Below are 1,951 nucleotides of genomic sequence, written 5' to 3' on the forward strand. Positions count from 1 at the left end.
GCTGGAGGTCGCCGTCGTCTACTCGGTGAGCCTCGGCGTCCTGCCGCCCGTGCTGCGGGACTGGCGCCGCCTGCACCCCGGCGTGCGGATCCGGCTGCGCGAGTACGCCCACGCCGACCGGCTCCGGGAGGCCATGGCCGAGGGGCGCGCCGATCTCGCCATCGGCCCGGTGCCCACCGGCTGGGAGGGGCCGATCAGGGAACTCGGCGTCGAGGAGTTCACCGTGGTGCTGCCCGCCGAGGACCCGCTGGCCGACCGTCCCGCCGGTACGGTCGGCCTGGCCGAACTCGCCGACCGCGACTGGGTCCACTACGCCCCGGACAACGGGCTCGCCGACCTGCTCGACCAGGTCTGCGCCCGGGCGGGTTTCCATCCCAGGGCGGCGATCCGCGCCGAACAGACCTCTGCCGCACCGCTGTTGGCCGCGGCGGGGCTCGGGCCCGCCCTGGTGCCGGCCGACATCGTGCCAGCCCACTTCGAGGGCGCGCTGCTGCGCCCGGACCCCCCGGTCCTGCGCACCCTCACGGCGTACACCCGTACCCGTCCCGACCCGCTCACCGTGGCCTTCGCGGACCTGCTGGCCCGGCGGGTGCGGATCGGTCCCGAGGTGTCCCGGAGGCCGGTTCCCGACGCGTCCGGCTGAGAACGGTTGGGGGCGGCCGGGGACGGCTGCGAGCGGACGACGCGGGCGGGCCCGTGGTGCTCAGCGGGTGGCGGTGCCGACCGGCTCGTCCGGGTCCTGGGGGTCGTCGGCGTCGCTGAGTCCCAGGCGCAGGTGCTCGATGTGGTAGACGGCCTGGTCGAGCAGTGCGGCGACGTGGTTGTCGTAGAGCGCGTAGACGACCTGGCGGCCGTTGCGCCGGCCGATGACCAGGCCGAGGTTGCGCAGCAGGCGCAGCTGGTGGGAGCAGGCGGACTGCTCCAGGCCGACCTCGGCGGCGAGCTCGGTGGCGGCGCAGGGGCCCTCGCGCAGCCGGGAGAGGATCAGCAGCCGGGAGGGTGTGGCCAGGGCTTGCAGGGTGGTGGCCACCCGGGCAGCGCTGGTGGCGTCCAGGCGCGTGTGCGGGACGGCGGTGGCGGGGGTGGCTCCATGACCCATGCGGGCAATACTACAACTGATAGATGAAGGGGCCTTCATATGTTCATGTATCGTGAGTGAGTCACCGGCCCCGCCCTGCCCAGGCCTGCCCCGAAGGGTCCCGTCCGCCATGTCCTCCACCACCCTGACCGAGCGCCCCGCGTCCCCGGGCGCGCCGCGTCCGGACACCGCGCCCCGGCGGCGCACCCGGGTGCTGTCGCTGCCCGAGGCCCGCTGGGCCGCCGCCGCGACGGTGCTCTTCCTGGTCGCGCTGCCGCTCCAGCTGACCGGTGCCCCCGCCTGGACCTGGGGCCCGCTGTACGCCCTCGCCTACGCCACCGGCGGCTGGGAACCCGGCTGGGCCGGGCTCCAGGCGCTGCGGGAGAAGACCCTCGACGTCGACCTGCTGATGATCGTGGCCGCGCTCGGCGCCGCCGCCGTCGGGCAGGTCATGGACGGCGCGCTGCTGATCGTCATCTTCGCCACCTCCGGCGCCCTGGAGGCGCTGGCCACCGCCCGTACCGCCGACTCGGTGCGCGGACTGCTCGACCTCGCCCCGGCCACCGCGACCCGGCTGCTGCCCGACGGCGGCGAGGAGACCGTGCCCACCGAGCGGCTGGCCGTCGGGGACACCGTGCTGGTCCGGCCCGGCGAGCGGATCGGTGCCGACGGGCGGGTGCTCGACGGCGCGAGCGAGGTCGACCAGGCCACCATCACCGGCGAGCCGCTGCCGGTCGCCAAGCAGCCCGGTGACGAGGTGTTCGCCGGCACCCTCAACGGCACCGGGGCGCTGCGGCTGCGGGTCGAGCGGGACGCCTCCGACACGGTGATCGCCCGGATCGTGCAGCTGGTCGAGGAGGCCTCCGAGACCAA

At 75.2% G+C, this 1,951-nt stretch carries 3 protein-coding genes; 2 read left to right on the forward strand and 1 reads right to left on the reverse strand.

What is annotated here, in order from left to right:
* The coding region (locus ACWDCZ_RS40870) for a LysR family transcriptional regulator substrate-binding protein (protein WP_449818657.1) at nt 1–643 on the forward strand (643 nt) is incomplete at its 5' end.
* 60 nt (nt 644–703) lie between these two features.
* Here the strand turns inward: ACWDCZ_RS40870 and ACWDCZ_RS40875 are convergent.
* Nucleotides 704–1,099 (reverse strand): ArsR/SmtB family transcription factor, encoded by a 396-nt coding sequence (locus tag ACWDCZ_RS40875; RefSeq protein WP_375877537.1) that lies wholly within the window; start codon nt 1,097–1,099, stop codon nt 704–706.
* A gap of 109 nt (nt 1,100–1,208) precedes the next feature.
* Between ACWDCZ_RS40875 and ACWDCZ_RS40880 the strand changes: the two genes are divergently transcribed.
* A partial coding sequence (locus ACWDCZ_RS40880; RefSeq protein ID WP_449818658.1) for a P-type ATPase occupies nt 1,209–1,951 on the forward strand: 743 nt, incomplete at its 3' end.

This window comes from Kitasatospora sp. NPDC001225, assembly GCF_053597855.1.

Coding starts and splice junctions, on each gene's coding strand:
- ACWDCZ_RS40875 (WP_375877537.1), bottom strand. CDS start 1,099: ATGGGTCATGGAGCCACCCCCGCCACCGCCGTCCCGCACACGCGCCTG.